This is a genomic window from Rhizobium ruizarguesonis, assembly GCF_017357285.1.
Lineage (GTDB): Bacteria > Pseudomonadota > Alphaproteobacteria > Rhizobiales > Rhizobiaceae > Rhizobium > Rhizobium ruizarguesonis.
The window spans coordinates 3,596,229-3,610,659 of record NZ_CP071678.1 but is presented as its reverse complement, the minus strand read 5'-3'; the positions used below and the strand labels follow the sequence as shown (position 1 = coordinate 3,610,659).

At 60.8% G+C, this 14,431-nt stretch carries 11 protein-coding genes; 5 read left to right on the top strand and 6 right to left on the bottom strand.

All coding sequences use genetic code 11. From position 1 onward, the window contains the following. Positions 1-13: 13 nt before the first annotated feature. Complete coding sequence (locus J3P73_RS17905) at positions 14-2,365, bottom strand: EAL domain-containing protein (protein WP_130692369.1); 2,352 nt, start codon at positions 2,363-2,365, stop codon at positions 14-16. A gap of 184 nt (positions 2,366-2,549) precedes the next feature. Continuing rightward, complete coding sequence (locus J3P73_RS17900; RefSeq protein ID WP_018073968.1) at positions 2,550-3,158, bottom strand: 50S ribosomal protein L25/general stress protein Ctc; 609 nt, start codon at positions 3,156-3,158, stop codon at positions 2,550-2,552. 296 nt (positions 3,159-3,454) lie between these two features. Between J3P73_RS17900 and J3P73_RS17895 the strand changes: the two genes are divergently transcribed. Both J3P73_RS17895 and J3P73_RS17890 read left to right on the top strand, forming a co-directional pair. Next, the gene (locus J3P73_RS17895) at positions 3,455-5,539 is read left to right on the top strand and encodes a putative bifunctional diguanylate cyclase/phosphodiesterase (protein ID WP_130692367.1); all 2,085 of its coding nucleotides are present in this window, start codon (positions 3,455-3,457) and stop codon (positions 5,537-5,539) included. Between the two features lie 100 nt (positions 5,540-5,639). Continuing rightward, positions 5,640-7,115 (top strand): hypothetical protein, encoded by a 1,476-nt coding sequence (locus J3P73_RS17890; RefSeq protein WP_130692365.1) that lies wholly within the window; start codon positions 5,640-5,642, stop codon positions 7,113-7,115. Positions 7,116-7,163: 48 nt separating this feature from the next. Here the strand turns inward: J3P73_RS17890 and J3P73_RS17885 are convergent, their stop codons facing one another. Next, on the bottom strand, positions 7,164-8,069 hold the full coding sequence (locus J3P73_RS17885) for a LysR family transcriptional regulator (RefSeq protein ID WP_130692363.1): 906 nt from the start codon (positions 8,067-8,069) through the stop codon (positions 7,164-7,166). A 117-nt stretch (positions 8,070-8,186) separates the two neighbouring features. On the opposite strand from J3P73_RS17885, the gene J3P73_RS17880 reads away from it, so the two are divergent. From J3P73_RS17880 to J3P73_RS17870, 3 genes are all read left to right on the top strand, one after another. Next, positions 8,187-9,215, top strand: a complete 1,029-nt coding sequence (locus J3P73_RS17880) for an aldo/keto reductase (RefSeq protein WP_130664914.1) — start codon at positions 8,187-8,189, stop codon at positions 9,213-9,215. 134 nt (positions 9,216-9,349) lie between these two features. Beyond that, the gene (locus J3P73_RS17875) at positions 9,350-9,970 is read left to right on the top strand and encodes a PadR family transcriptional regulator (RefSeq protein WP_245002689.1); all 621 of its coding nucleotides are present in this window, start codon (positions 9,350-9,352) and stop codon (positions 9,968-9,970) included. A gap of 4 nt (positions 9,971-9,974) precedes the next feature. Then, complete coding sequence (locus tag J3P73_RS17870) at positions 9,975-11,273, top strand: FAD-dependent oxidoreductase (RefSeq protein ID WP_130692361.1); 1,299 nt, start codon at positions 9,975-9,977, stop codon at positions 11,271-11,273. A gap of 52 nt (positions 11,274-11,325) precedes the next feature. Here the strand turns inward: J3P73_RS17870 and J3P73_RS17865 are convergent, their stop codons facing one another. From J3P73_RS17865 to J3P73_RS17855, 3 genes are all read right to left on the bottom strand, one after another. Then, positions 11,326-12,258 (bottom strand): ribose-phosphate pyrophosphokinase, encoded by a 933-nt coding sequence (locus J3P73_RS17865; RefSeq protein WP_018073974.1) that lies wholly within the window; start codon positions 12,256-12,258, stop codon positions 11,326-11,328. A 105-nt stretch (positions 12,259-12,363) separates the two neighbouring features. Continuing rightward, positions 12,364-13,185, bottom strand: coding sequence for a hypothetical protein (locus J3P73_RS17860; RefSeq protein WP_018073975.1), 822 nt, complete (start codon positions 13,183-13,185; stop codon positions 12,364-12,366). Between the two features lie 91 nt (positions 13,186-13,276). Beyond that, on the bottom strand, positions 13,277-14,428 hold the full coding sequence (locus tag J3P73_RS17855; RefSeq protein ID WP_018073976.1) for a M24 family metallopeptidase: 1,152 nt from the start codon (positions 14,426-14,428) through the stop codon (positions 13,277-13,279). Positions 14,429-14,431 lie beyond the last annotated feature (3 nt).

Sequence of the window (14,431 nt, the reverse complement as noted above, 5' to 3'; positions counted from 1 at the left end):
CTTCGTTCTTCGTTTACGAGGCGCGTGCGATGGCCGATTGCGAGGCCATCAGTTCCTCGATCAGCGTGGCTGCGTGCTGCGGACGGTGGAAGAGGTAGCCCTGGCCATAGTCAAGTCCCATCTGGTGGAGCGTGCGGCACTCCTCTTCGGTCTCGATGCCTTCGGCAATAACGGTGCAGTCCATCTTGTGGGAGAGCGTGGTGATGCCTTCGATCAGCATGCGGCTCTTCTGGCGCACGTCGTCATCGCCGTCGTTGATCGCGCGGGTGAACGACTGGTCGATCTTGATGATGTCGACAGGGAAGCGGTTAAGGTAGCTCAGCGACGAATAGCCGGTGCCGAAATCGTCAAGCGCGATACGGCAGCCGAAGCGACGAAGCTCGGTGACGATCATGCGGATCTCAGGGTTGTCGTGCATCAGCACGGCCTCGGTGATCTCGACGACGATGCGCTCGGGGCGGATGCCGTGGCGACCGACGATGGCGGCAAGACGGGCCGGCAGCGCCGGCTCGAACTGCAGCGGCGAGAAGTTGATGGCGAGATAGGTATCCTGCATACCGGGGATGCGGGAAATCTTCGCGAGGTTGGCGACCGCCTTTTCCATGATGACGTTGCCGACGCGGACAATTTTTGCCGTCTCCTCGGCGACACTGATGATCTCGGCCGGCGGCATCAAGCCCTTCTGTGGATGGTTGAGACGCAATAGCGCCTCGAAACCTGATATGCCGCGACCGTTCAGGTTGACGATCGGCTGCAGGAAGGCCTCGAACCAGTTGTCGACGAGGCCGGCTTCGATATTGGCTTCGATCTCGGCGCGGCTGCGGGCACGGTCGAGCATGGCATTGTCGAAGAGCTGCGCGCCGTTTTTGCCGTCGCGTTTCTTGGCATACATCGCCATGTCGGATTTCTGCAGCAGTTCGGCCGCGGTTGCGGCATGATGCGGATAGATGGCGATGCCGACGGAAGCGCTCAGATGCATGTCCGGGGCGAATGGCGTTTCGAAGAGCGTGGCAATCTGCTCGCACATTGCCTTGGAGCGTTTTTCGGCATCCTTCGCCGGCAGCAAGATGGCAAATTCGTCGCCGCCGAGACGGGCTGCCTCGTCGGAGGGGGCAAGATGCGTTTTCAGGCGCTCGACGAGCTCGACCAGCGCCATGTCGCCGGCGGCATGGCCCATATTGTCGTTGATCCACTTGAAACGGTCGAGATCGACGAAGAGACAGGCGAGTTCCTGGCCGGCGGCGTCGGCGGCGGCGATCTTGTTGTCGAGGACGGCTTCGAAGCCCTGGCGATTAAGAAGCCCGGTCAGGTGATCGGTGATTGCCTGGCGGTGGTTGCGGTCCTCGGAGGCCTTGAGTTCGGTGACATCGGTCATGACCGATAGCGAGAGGCGGTCGTGAGCGCCGGCTCCCGCCTCTGATTCCATGATCAGGACGTCCATGGTGCGACCGTCCAAGCAGACAAACTTGACGGTGACGGTCATGCCGCTTTCGGCCCGGCGGCGCTTGACGAATTTGTCACGGGTGGCGGAAGTGACGAGATCGGCGAAGTTGCGGCCGATGACGGCGGCGCGGTTATACCCTGTGGCAAGCAGCCAATAATCACTGACGGCGGTGATGCGGTCTTCCTCGTCGAGCGAGAAGAGCATGGCGGGCGTCAGATTGTAGATGTCGGTGGCGCGGCGGTGGGCGAGTTTCAGCTCCTTTTCCTCGCTTTCGAGCTTGGTCTGCATCTCGTTAAAGCTATGGGCAAGCCGTCCCATCTCGTCGTTCGACTGCCAGTCGACATGATGGCGGGAGCCCAGCTGGCGGGTGGCCTCGATCGCCGCCGTCAGCCGCATCAGCGGCTGGATGACGAAGAAACGGTTGCCGATCAGCGCCGTGCCGAAAACGGTCAGCACCGCGAAGATGAAGATCGAAATGAAGACGACCTCTTCCTGCTTCAGGCCGGAAAACAGGCCGAGCGCGGGATAATAGACGCTGATGCTGCCGAGGTTCTTCGGACCGTCGACAGTGTTGTAGATGATGGCGCGCGACACCTGCACCAGCTTGCCGCCGAAGGAGCGCGGAATGGTAGACTGGCTGACATCGAGCTGGCCTGACTGGTCACGCACTTCGACCTTGACGATGGCGCCCTGGGAAACGACCGTCGCGCTGATCTGGGTAACGCTCTCCTCATCGAGGTCCCACAGCGGTTTGGCCAGCGCCTGGGCATTGGCGACGAGAAGAACGGAGATGTGATCGCGTATTTCCTTGTCGGCTCGTTCCGAGGAAAGGAAAAGGAAGAGAACAAAGAGGGGAGCAACAAAAACAAGCAGCGCTCCGCAAACTATCGCAAAAAATCTGTTCTCAACGGAATTGTTCATGTTTCCGTCTACTCCCCCGGGCCGCCATATTTGCCGTCGCGCATTAAGGCGGGCTTCTTCGCAGCTGACGGAACATGCTTTCACGAATTTGTTAAATGTTGCTGAAACGGGGCGTTTGCGGACAATGAAAAGCCCGCTTTCCAGGGGAAAGCGGGCCATATGCTTTACAAATTGGTCGAAGCGATCAGGCTTCGGCTCCACCTTCCGCAGCGCTCTCGTCAATGCCGCCAGCCGGGGCAATGATGGTCGCGATCGTGAAGTCGCGGTCGATCACAGGAGTGACACCCTTCGGCAGAGTGACTTCCGAGATATGGATGCTGTCGCCGATCTTCTTGCCGCTGAGGTCAATGTTGAAGAACTCAGGGATCGCATCGGCCGGGCAATGAACTTCGACTTCATGGCGAACGATGTTCAGAACGCCGCCGACCTTGAGGCCCGGGGACTTCTCTTCGTTGATGAAGTGAACCGGGATTTCGACGGTCACCTGGGTGTTACCGGAGACGCGCAGGAAATCGACATGCAACGTGAAGTCACGGACCGGATCGAGCTGGTAGTCCTTCGGCAGAACCTTGTGCTTCTTGCCGTCGACTTCGATCGTCGCCACGGTGGTCATAAAACCACCGGCGTGAATGCGCTTCGTCACCTCATTGGTGTTGAGAGCGATGGCAATGGGGGCCTGCTTGTCACCGTAGATGACAGCGGGTATCAAACCGTTGCGGCGAAGTTCACGGGCGGACCCCTTACCAACCCGTTCGCGCGCCTCGGCCTTGAGCTCGTAAGTTTCCTGGCTCATGGCTATTCCTTTCGAGGTTATTTGGAGAGTTCGGCGGCGGGCAAAAGCCTTGTTCCGACGAACCGGAGGCGGTATGATCCGACCTCATCCGCGTTGCCTCCAAGGGTGTCTACACGGACCGGTGGCCTATATTATAAGTCGATCGGAAACGCAAGTTGCGGATTTGGGTTGTTTTTTGCCCATATACACGCTTTCGCCAAGGTTTAACCATCGAAAACGAAATCGGCGGCGATTAATAAATCCTGCGTTTACCCGCCGATATAAGCAGGGCCGTCTCAATTTGCCGGTTGCCTCTCATGTTGCGTGTCCTTTCCTGCATCACCGTCGAACACAGCCTTCCGCATCTGATCTTCGCCACCGTTATCTGTGTGCTCGGATCGATGCTGTCGATGCGCCTCTTCACCCGGGTGCGCCGATCGCAGGGGCTGCAGAAAACCAACTGGCTGTTTCTCTCCGGTTTCGTTGGCGGCTCGACCATCTGGACGACGCATTTCATCGCGATGCTCGGCTACCAGACGCCGGTGGCGAACGGCTATGAGCCGACGTTGACGCTGCTGTCGCTGTTCGCCGCCGTCGCGACGACGATGATCGGCTTTGCCATCGCGTCAATCGCGCAGAAGAGCGCGCTTATCGAGGCAGGCGGCGTGATCGTCGGCCTCGGCATCGCGGTCATGCACTATGTCGGGATCGCCGGTTACGAGGTCGAGGGTCGTCTCGAATGGAAGGCCTCCTATGTCGTCGCCTCGCTGGTCTTGGCCGGCTTGTTCGGCGCAGTCGCCACCAATCGCGTCGGCCGGCCGATCACGCGTTTCTGCCGCCACGGGGCTGCCCTTTCGCTGATCCTTGCGATCGTGCTCACGCATTTCACCGGCATGGCGGGGCTGACGATCTTGCCGGATGCCACTGTTGCGGCACCCACCGAGATCATCTCGGACGGCATCATGACCGGTCTCGTCAGCGCCGTCATGATCATCATCCTGGCGCTGGGTGCCTCCACCTATATCATCGACATGCAGTCGACGCAGGCAGCCGTCGAGCGTTACCGCCATCTGTCGCTGCATGACCCGCTGACCAATCTTGCCAATCGCGCCGCCTTCAACGAGCATCTGTCGGCGCTGGTCAACAAGCCGAGGGACATGACGGCCAATATCGCCGTGCTCTCCTTCGACCTCGACCGTTTCAAGGAAATCAACGACGTTCACGGTCACGCCGCCGGCGATGCCGTGCTGCGCGCCGTCGCCGAGCGGCTGTTCAAGATCATGCAGAACGGCCAGTTCGTGGCGCGGGTCGGCGGCGACGAGTTCGTGGCCGTCATGTGCGATTATTTCGTCCGTTCGGACGCTAAGGGACTGGCACAACGCATGCTCGACGAGATCGCTCGGCCGATCGAATGGAACGGCCATGCGCTGACCGTCGGCTCCAGTATCGGTATCTCCACCTATCCCGGACAGGCGGACAATTTGGACGACCTGTTGTCGCAGGCCGATATCGCCATGTATCGGGCAAAATCGACAGCGACCAACAGCATATGCTTCTACGAGCCCTCGATGGACCAGGCAGCGCGCGAACGCAACGCGCTGGCGAGCGAGATGCGGGAGGGATTGGCGCGCGGCGAATTCGAGCTGTTCTACCAGCAGCAGAATGACACGGTGACGCGCGACATCGTTGGCCTGGAAGTGCTCCTGCGCTGGAGACATCCCGCGCGCGGCTACATCGCACCCGTCGAATTCATTCCGATCGCGGAAAAGACCGGCTTTATCATTGAGCTTGGTGAATGGGTGCTGCGGGCCGCTTGCGCGGAAGCGGCGACCTGGAAGAACCCGTTACGCATCGCCGTCAACGTCGCGCCGCAGCAGCTCGGCGACAACCGCCTACCGCAGATCGTGCATCAGATCCTGCTCGAGACCGGCCTGCCGGCGGCGCGACTCGAGATCGAGATCACCGAATCCGGCATCATCGCCGATCATCAACATGCGCTGCAGGCAATCCGCCGGCTGAAAGCGCTGGGCGTAAAGGTGGCGATGGACGATTACGGCACGGGTTATTCGTCACTGTCGACACTGCAGAGCTTCCCGTTCGACAAGATCAAGATCGACCGCGCCTTCGTCGACGGCGTCGTCACCAACAAGCAGTCTGCGGCGATCGTGCGTTCGACGCTCATTCTTGCGGCAAGCCTCGACATACCGGTGCTTGCTGAAGGCGTCGAAAACGAAGACCATATCGACTTCCTTCGACGGGAAGGCTGCCTGCAGGTGCAGGGCTTCCTCTTCGGTAAGCCGAGACCGCGCTCGGGCATCGAGGCGATCGTCACCGGCGAGGCGCCGGCCGTACAGCAGGAAACGGTTCTTGCGCCCGCCGTGAAGAAATCCGCGGCCGCGTGAGTGGCAAATTGCCATTCTCTGCCGCAGCTGAGGTTGACATCGGCGCGCTTCGCATCTTTGGATGGCCGCATTCAAAAAAGGGCTGAGGAGAATTCGGACTATGCGTCTCAAACTTGTCACGGCAACGAGCTTGCTGGCACTTTGCCTTGTCACCACGGCCCAGGGCGTCGAGATCAATCAGGATGGCGCCAATGCGGTCAAGGACAATCTGACGAAGCTGCTTCCCGAGGATCTTGCGAAGAGCGGCCTGCTCACCGTCAATCCGGCAGGCACTCGCTATGAGATCATTTACGATCTGGCGAAGCTGCTTGCCAAGGCCGATCCGGCGACATTCGCGATCAACGGGCTGACGCCGTTCTCGATGTTCGCTACGCCGCTCGACAGCGGGCTCTGGAATATTGAGGGTGACAACAAGCTCAACGTCTCCGGCCATTTCAAAGGCCCTGACCAGAAGCCGACGGATTTCTCCTACTCCATCGCTTCGCTTGTCTATACCGGCGTCTTCGACCCGGCGATCAGCTACCTGCGCTCCGGCACCTTCACCGCCAAGGACATCAAGGTCGCTAGCAAGTCCGACACCGAGGAAGTCCATGCCAGCTTTGCCGGGATGGACCAAAAGCTGACCTCGACGGACAGCGCAGGCGGCAACGGGCGTATCGATTTTGCGGGCGGCGGCTCGATGTCGACTTTCGTCGAGCAGGTTTCCGGCCTGCAAATGCCGCCCGTTGAAATCCGTGCCGACTCGATCGATTTCGATGCCAAAGTGAACGGCCTGCCGGCCAAGCAAATCCGCGAGATCGTCCTTTTCATTCTCGACCATCTCGAGGAGAAAGAACTAAGCCCAGAGAACAGCGACAAGATAAAGGGAATGCTCAAGCAAGCCTTTCCGATTCTTGCCTCGTTCAGCGAGACAATCGGGGTCAATAATCTGACCGTCAGCAGCCAGATGGGCAATGGCGGCGTCAAGGCATTCGGTTACAACCTGGTTATGGACGGGCCGAGCGACGCCATGCGTTTCGGCTTCGGCATCGATGCGCAGGACATCAGCCTCGACAGTCCGGCAATGCCGGCAAGTTATTCGCCCTTCGTGCCGACCAATTTCGATCTGCAGCTCGCCATTCCGAATCTGGATTTCGCCACCTTCGGCGACGCGCTCATGGCGATGGATTTCAACGCCAAGCCGCCAGAGCAAAGCGGCGACGAGATGGCGAAAAAGCTCTTCCGCGATGGCCGGCTCACCATCGAGTTTCCGAAGGTCAGCGCCAAGTCCGATGTCTACGACGTCGATATGACGGGCAAGATCGAGGGACGGGTCGATACCCAGAAGGACTATTCGATGGAGGCGACGATCCTTGCCCGCGATCTCGACAAGACGATTGCCGCGGTTCAGGAGCTTGCCAAGACGGATCCCGACCTCAACCAGGTCTCCTTCGGCATCATGATGGTGAAGGGCTTCGCCAAGACCGATGCAGATGGCCGCTCGCGCTGGGACATCAGCATCAGCCGCGACGGCGCGATCGCCGTCAACGGCCAGGTGGTCAAGGAAGCGGACCAGGAAACGGTCCAGCCGCAATAGCGTATACCAGGGTCTTTCGACCGAAAAGCAGATGCGCCGCCTAGGGTCTCATCCTTTGCGGCGCAGCAGCGCCGTTGCCATGTCGAGAAAGGCGCGCAACTTCAGCTGCGTCTGCGAGCGGGCGGGGAAATAGGCAAAGAGGCCGGGCGTGGTCGGCAAGAAGGGATCGAGCACGCGTTCGAGCCGCCCTGATGCCACGGCCTCGCCGACGGAAATATCCGGCAAATAGGCAAGACCGAGCCCGGCCTCGGCGAGGTCGAGCAGCAGCAGGAAGTCGTTGACCATCAGGCTGCCGGGCGCATCGACGGAGAAGTCGCGGCCGTCTCGTTCGAATTCCCAGCGGTAGATGACGCCCGATGTCGGATAACGGTAGCGGATCGCCTGATGGCGGGTGAGGTCCTCCGGCGTTACTGGCCGACCGTATCGGGCGAAATAGCCGGGTGAGCCGACCACCGTCCAGGTGATATCAGATGTCAGCCGCATGACGATCATGTCCTTTTCGATCGCCTCGCCGATGCGGATGCCGGCGTCGAAACCGCGTTCGGTGATATCGATTGCCGCATCATCGACCGAGATCTCGACGGAGATATCGGGATAGGCGTTGCGAAATTGCGGCAGCAGCGGCGTCACGATCAGCGGCACGGCCATGCGCGGCACGGTGAGGCGCAGGTGCCCGAGCGGGCGGTCGCGGAAGCCACCCAACATGTCGAAGGCATCGGCAATGTCGGCGGCAGCCGGACGGACACGCTGGAAGAGCGCGGCACCGGCTTCGGTGAGCGCGACGCGCCGCGTGGTGCGGACGAAGAGCGGCACGCCGAGCCTCGTCTCGAGCGCCCGGATCGTCTGGCTGACGGCAGTCGGCGTGACGCCGAGCGATGCGGCGGCAGCGGTGAAGCTCCTGGCGTCGGCGACGGCCAGGAATTCCGTCAAGCCGTTGAAGGGGTCGGGCGCCATCGGTCCATTATGAAGTTGAACTTCATAAGCCTTATCGATCCGGCGGATTTTTCGCAATAATGTTTTGAGGCATTGTCTTTCCATCCGATCACGACAATCCAATGGATGGAGGATGACATGCAATATACGACCCTTGGCCGGACCGGACTTGCCGTTTCCAGGCTTGCCTTCGGCGCAATGACCTTCACATCGGGCGACCGCAGTTTAGGCGCGATCTACAAGACCGATGCCGATGTTGCCGATGCGCTCGTCGGACAGGCACTCGATGCCGGCATCAACTTCTTCGATACCGCAGACGCCTATGCATCCGGCCAGTCGGAAACGATCCTCGGACACGTGCTGATGGCGCGGCGCAGCGAGGTGGTGATTGCCACCAAGGTCGGCTTCCGCACCGGCACGCCTCTCGGCCAGGCCGGACTTTCCCGCCGCCACATCCTCTGGTCGGTCGAGGAAAGCCTGAAACGGCTCAGAACGGACTGGATCGACGTCTATATCGTCCACAAGGAGGATCCGTTCACGCCGCTCGAAGAGACGCTGTCGGCGCTCGATGCGGTGGTGCGCTCCGGCAAGGTGCGTTATATCGGCTTTTCCAACTGGTCGGCCTGGAAGGTGGCGGCGGCGCTTGAAATCCAGAAGGCGAACGGGCTGGCGCCCTTCACGCATGGACAGATGTATTATTCGCTGCTTGGCCGCGACGTCGAGCGCGACATTCTTCCCATGATGCAGCGTTATGGCCTCGGGCTGACCGTCTGGAGCCCGCTCGCCTCCGGCTTTCTCTCCGGCAAATACACCCGCGAAACGCTCGGCGATCCCGACAACCGCTATTCCGGTTTCGATATCCTGCCCTTCGACAAGGAGCAGGGCTTCGCGCTGGTCGAGCGCATGCGGCTGATCGCCGCCGCGCACGGGGCGAGCGTCGCCCAGGTGGCGATCGCCTGGCTGCTTACGAAAAAGACGGTCTCCAGCGTGCTGCTCGGCGCCTCGAAACCGCATCAATTGGCCGACAATCTCGGTGCGGCGGAGCTGGTGCTTGATGAAGGCGACCTTGCAGCGCTCGATGCGGCGACTGAGCCGGCGCCGGTCTATCCGAACTGGTTCATCGACAATCTCGTCGATCAATCGCAGAAGGCGGCCCTCGGCCGTTGATCGCCGATAGAGGATTTTTGTCGCAAGAGGCCTGTCGCAACGCCATCGGGTCGAACTTACGTCGAGCCGGGGCTACGGCAATCATCATCGCATTGACTAGTCATAAATTAACTAGTAATACTATGACTATGACTATGACATCAATCAAACGCTCTCCGACCGCGCTCGCTGTTCTTGGAATGCTCATGGAGGAGCCGCTGCATCCTTACCGGATGCAGCGGCTCATCAAGGAGCGCGGCAAGGACGAGGTGATCAATGTCACCCAGAGGGCGAGCCTCTATCAAACAATCCAGCGGCTCGAACGCGAGGGTTTGATCACTGCGCAGAAAACAGTCCGGGATGACAAGCGGCCCGAGCGGACCGTGTACGAGATAACCGAGAAGGGCCGCGACATCGCGCTGGAATGGATGCGCGAGATGTTGTCGACCGTGACGCGGGAATATCCGGAATTCCCCGCGGCCATATCATTTCTTCCTCTGCTCACGCCGAACGATGTGATGGGTCGGCTTGAGCACAGGGCAAAGACCATCGAGTCGGAGCTCCGCCGGATCGACGGAGTCCTGAGGGAGGCGCAGGCCGTACCAAGGCTCTTCCTTCTGGAGATGGAATATCTCCGGGCGCTTCACGCAACCGAATTGTCTTGGGTCAACGGCGTTGTCGAGGACCTGCACGCCGAGCGCATCACCTGGACAGACGAGTGGCTGAGGCAGATCGCCGCGAAGTTCTCCATCGACCCCAACCTTGACGCGGACTAGTACCATGAAAGTTTTGATTATCGGCGCCGGGACCGGCGGTTTGGCACTCGCCCATCTGCTTAAGCAGGCTGGAGTTTGCATAGCGGTGTATGAGCGCGACCTCGCCCCGAACGCCGACACCGGTGGCTATCGCGTCGGCATCAGCCCGGCTGGAAGCCGAGCGCTAAAAGCCTGTATCCCCGGCGAACTCTACGACCTCTATGTCGCCACCTGCGCCAGGTCGCCGCGCTATTTCAACATGCTCACGGAACAGCTCGGCGAAGTGCTGAGCTTTGACGTCGATGACGCAGACCCGAACGCTCTCGACGGTGAAAAGAACGTGGTTCGAAAGACGCTGAGGCGGGTTCTGCTCAGGGGACTTGAAGACGACGTGTTCTTTGGGAAGGCGCTTCAAGGTTACACAAGTAACGGGGACGGGTCGGTCACCGCGTGCTTTCAGGATGGAAGCCTCGCGACGGGAGATGTCCTGGTGGGTGCTGACGGCACAAGTTCCACTGTATGCAAGCAACGCTTGCCGGACGCGCGTCTGGAAGACACTGGGATCGTATCGCTCGGGGGCAAAATTCCTATGTCGGCCGAGACGAAAGCTCTGCTGTCGGACAAAATGTTCAAAGGCATGTCGCTGATTATGGCGCCGATGGGCTTCGGAGCAATCATTCACTCGCTCGAGTTCGCCGACAGCCGAAGGGACCCAGGGTTTGCTGCGCGTTGGCCGGATTTTGTCGAAGCACTCGACGAGGACAGCATCGGCTGGGGTATCTGGGGCGCCCGGCAGAATTGCCCGCGGGATCCGTCCGGCCTGAACGGTGAACAATTGAGAGAACTGGGCTTGGAGCTCGCTCGAGACTGGCATCCGCACTTACGTGCTCTCATCCTTATGACGGAGCCCTCGACGATCTACGATGTCAAGGTCAGGACCTCCGTCCCGCTGACGCCTTGGACAAGTTCGAATGTCACGCTGCTCGGTGACGCCGTCCATACGATGACACCCGGACGAGGCGCGGGCGCCAACACCGCACTTCGCGATGCAGCTCTGCTTGGACGCATGCTGGTCGAAGCGAACCAAGGGCGAAAGCCGCTCGTTGAAGCCATACACGCCTACGAAATCGAGATGCTTCGCTACAGTACCGAAGCAGTCCAAGAATCGAAAAAGCAGATGGATGCTAACGATCTTGCTCATCGGCCGATTGTCGGCACAGTTCAGCTCGCTTTCATGCGGAGCATGATGCGCATCGTCAACGCAATACCTGCACTAAAGCGGCGCGCCTTTCGGCAGATGATGCGAGTTCGCGGCGAAAACTAAGGTAGTCGCTGACAATCAGCAAATCCGGAGGTTCGTCGGATGCCTGATGTTTTCAGTCAAACAGACTGGAGACGGACTCTTCCTGGGCCGTTCGGCTGATGGCTTCGCCGATCAGCGGCGCCGTCGTTACGACGCGGATATTGTGGGCCGAAAGCACGGCCGTGGTCGGCTGGATCGAATCCGTGATGACGAGTTCGCGCAGCTTCGAGGAGGTGACGCGGGTGACCGCGCCGCCGGAGAGAACGCCGTGGGTGATATAGGCGGTGACGCTGGATGCGCCCTTGGCCAGCATCGCGTCGGCCGCGTTGCAGAGCGTGCCGCCGGAATCGACGATATCGTCGATCAGCAGGCAGTCCTTGCCGGCAATGTCGCCGATGATGTTCATGACTTCGGATTCACCCGGCCGATCGCGGCGCTTGTCGACGATGGCCAGAAGACAGTCCAGGCGCTTCGCGAGCGCGCGGGCGCGAACCACGCCGCCGACGTCGGGCGAGACGACCACGACGTTGCTGAGGTCATAGTGGCTCTTGATGTCGCGGGTCAGCACGGGCATGGCAAAGAGGTTGTCGGTCGGGATATCGAAGAAGCCCTGGATCTGCCCGGCATGGAGATCGAGCGTCATGACGCGGTCAGCGCCGGCCTCGGTAATGAGGTTTGCGACCAGCTTGGCGGAGATTGGCGTGCGGCCGGAAGCCCGGCGGTCCTGACGGGCATAGCCGAAATAGGGTAGGACGGCGGTGATGCGGCGGGCTGACGAACGACGCATGGCGTCGATCATGATCAGCAGTTCCATCAGATGGTCGTTGGCAGGAAAGGCGGTCGGTTGCACGAGGAAAACATCCTCACCGCGCACATTTTCCTGGATCTCCACGAAGATTTCCTGATCGGCAAACCTTCGAACACTGGCTTTCCCCAAGGGAACATTGAGATAGTTGCAGATCGCTTCGGCGAGTTGCCGGTTCGAATTGCCTGCGAAAACCTTCATTTTGGTCCGCCTGTTATGCGCTGATAGCCGCGCTTTTTAGTCAGCTTCCCCGTGAATGCAAGGGCAAAGGCGCCACAGGCTTCCATATTTGCAAAAAGTTTGTGACTAACCACCCTGAGTCTGCCGCCAGGAGGAGAATTCCGCGATCGTTTTTGAGCCGATCTGCTGCATCACCGAGGCCGGAACGCCCGCCCATGGATCGGTCGCGGCCGTCGGCACGCTTTCTTGCCCCTGGATGCGGTGCAGGCGGCCCCCGCCGCTGTCGAGAATATCCCAGACATAGACCACGGTGACCTTGCCATCGTCGCTGAAGGCGGAGAGGTAACCTTTGAGAATATAATCGCTGCTCGCATCGTTGGAACTCTTGATGGAAAGGCCATGCGCGCGCGCCTCGGCGCCGAGCTGGCGCGAGAGCGGGGTCACGGCCTGCACCGGCGCGCCGATGATCGGCAGGAAGCGCACGGTATTGCCGCGGGTGGAGGAGGGGGCCGGGCTGAGGGCGGCGGTCTGCTGTGGCTGTTGCGTCTCGGCCGGTTCAGCCGACTGTGCGGGAAGCCCACCACTGGCCGCCGGCGGTGGCAGCGATTGTTCCTCGATCGGGGCGGAGGCAGCCGGCGAGGAGCCGCTCCTCGATAGGGCGTTTGCCTGCTCCTGCATTGTCGTCGGTGGCGCGCCGGTGCCGGGTCGATAGGCCTGTTGCGACTGATCATAGGCCGGATGGTAGCCGCCCTGCTGCGAGCTTCCCGAGAAATTCGGCTGGCGGGTGCCCGCCAAACGCTCGGCTTCACTCTGCGTCACCGGGCTCGACGACGCGCCGCCCGAGGAATCGCCGATATCGACCTGCGGTGTCAGCGCATCGGTGGTATTGCAGGCGGTCAGCAGAGCCATGACGAGTAGGAGCGTGGGCACAATCGCAGCTCGCGTCATCCCTTGATCAGTCCTTCCCACAATCGCAATCAGCCCCACCCGAATTTATGCGGGTGGGGACCGTCGTCTGTCAATTCCGGATTCTCACCGGTCAGAGGCCGATGAAATCGAGCGGATGGCGGGACAGCGCGCGCGGCGCATCCGCTGTGGTCAGATAAGTCTGGCCGAGCGTCATCGCCGTGCCCGTATCGGAATCGGCGATGATCATGTGCACGAAGAGCGACATGTTCGGCTCGATTGGCTGCGGATTGCCGACATGGAACATCTGATGCTCCATCCAGGAGGGCGAGAAGCGGGCGCCGAGCGAATAACCGCAGGCATTCAGCCGGTGGCGGGCTAGGCCGCGCTCGTCGATTATCTTGGCATGCATGTCGAAGACATCACCAAAGGTCTGGCCGGGCTTCAGCACGGTCTCGATCGCCTCGATGGTTTCGCGGCAGGCGTTGTAGAGTTCGCGGTGGCGGTGCGTCGGTTCGCCGATGACGATCGTGCGCATCATGGCGGCATGGTAATGCGCATAGGCGCCGGCCCATTCGAGCGTCAGCTGGTCGTTCGCGTCGAGCTTGCGGCGGCCGGCCTTGTAGCGGCAGAGCAGCGCGTCGGCGCCGGAGCCGATGATGAACTCGTTGGCGGGGTAGTCGCCGCCGCCGGAAAAGACCGCGCCCTGCATGGCGGCAAGGATATCGGCCTCGTCGGCGCCGGGCTTTGTCAGCCGGATCGCGGCATCGAGCGCATCGTCGGCGAGAACGGCGGCACGCTCGACATAGGCGACCTCCGTCGGGCTCTTGATCAGGCGCAGGCGGCTGACGAGGTAGGAAGCGTCGACGATCTGGCCGAAGGTGGTCAATTGCGCGTCGAGCAGACGGGCGACGCGGCCGGTCATGCCGTGCGTATCATATTCGACACCGATGCGGGCGCCGAGCAGATCCATCTCGACCAGCAGGTTCTTCAGGTCGAGCGTCGGATCGGCATTGACCCGATCGACCCAGATATGGATGTCCTCGAGGATCGAGGTATGCCTCGCCTGGCGAAGATCGGCCGAGCGGGTCATCAGCGCCATGGTGCCGTCGCTCTTGACGACCAGCGTCTGGAAGAAGCAGTAGCCGAAGGTGTCGTAGCCGGTCAGCCAGTACATGCTTTCCTGGGCGAAGAGCAGCAAGGCGTCGAGCTTTTCTTCCTTCATTTTCTCGGTGAGGCGCGCAAGCCGGCTTGCGAATTCGGCCTTTTCGAAATGCAGTGCCATTCT

Bases quoted from the DNA above. Each gene is read 5' to 3' on its own strand.
- J3P73_RS17865 (WP_018073974.1), bottom strand. From the start codon at position 12,258: ATGAAGGTTTTCGCAGGCAATTCGAACCGGCAACTCGCCGAAGCGATC.
- J3P73_RS17890 (WP_130692365.1), top strand. From the start codon at position 5,640: ATGCGTCTCAAACTTGTCACGGCAACGAGCTTGCTGGCACTTTGCCTT.
- J3P73_RS17880 (WP_130664914.1), top strand. From the start codon at position 8,187: ATGCAATATACGACCCTTGGCCGGACCGGACTTGCCGTTTCCAGGCTT.
- J3P73_RS17870 (WP_130692361.1), top strand. From the start codon at position 9,975: ATGAAAGTTTTGATTATCGGCGCCGGGACCGGCGGTTTGGCACTCGCC.
- J3P73_RS17855 (WP_018073976.1), bottom strand. From the start codon at position 14,428: ATGGCACTGCATTTCGAAAAGGCCGAATTCGCAAGCCGGCTTGCGCGC.
- J3P73_RS17875 (WP_245002689.1), top strand. From the start codon at position 9,350: ATGACATCAATCAAACGCTCTCCGACCGCGCTCGCTGTTCTTGGAATG.
- J3P73_RS17860 (WP_018073975.1), bottom strand. From the start codon at position 13,185: ATGACGCGAGCTGCGATTGTGCCCACGCTCCTACTCGTCATGGCTCTG.
- J3P73_RS17905 (WP_130692369.1), bottom strand. From the start codon at position 2,365: ATGAACAATTCCGTTGAGAACAGATTTTTTGCGATAGTTTGCGGAGCG.
- J3P73_RS17900 (WP_018073968.1), bottom strand. From the start codon at position 3,158: ATGAGCCAGGAAACTTACGAGCTCAAGGCCGAGGCGCGCGAACGGGTT.
- J3P73_RS17895 (WP_130692367.1), top strand. From the start codon at position 3,455: ATGTTGCGTGTCCTTTCCTGCATCACCGTCGAACACAGCCTTCCGCAT.
- J3P73_RS17885 (WP_130692363.1), bottom strand. From the start codon at position 8,069: ATGGCGCCCGACCCCTTCAACGGCTTGACGGAATTCCTGGCCGTCGCC.